Source organism: Acinetobacter endophylla (assembly GCF_053543775.1).
Map to the genome: position 1 here is coordinate 1 of NZ_JBLVOM010000201.1, position 300 is coordinate 300.

At 46.7% G+C, this 300-nt stretch carries 1 protein-coding gene; it reads left to right on the forward strand.

Going from position 1 to position 300, the window contains the following annotated elements:
* The coding region (locus tag ACNPNW_RS06305; RefSeq protein WP_448766755.1) for a hypothetical protein at window positions 1–300 on the forward strand (300 nt) is incomplete at both ends.

Below are 300 nucleotides of genomic sequence, written 5' to 3' on the forward strand. Positions count from 1 at the left end.
ATTAAAAACGCTAACAGGCGGAGGCGCAGAGATATTATCTGACCAATACCGTAAAAAAATGCGTGTAGACAAAGCCAATGTTGAAGATTATCTCGAAGTCCACCGGACAGCTCATAACCTAGGCATGAAGACCCATACGACGATGCTCTACGGCTCCATTGAATCTCGCGAGGACCGGATTCGCCATATGCTGCAAATTCGCGATTTGCAGGATGAAACGAACGGTTTTATGGTCTTCATTCCTTTGTCGATGCAGCCCAAGAATAAGAATGCAGGGATTATGCGCCGCAACTCGGCATA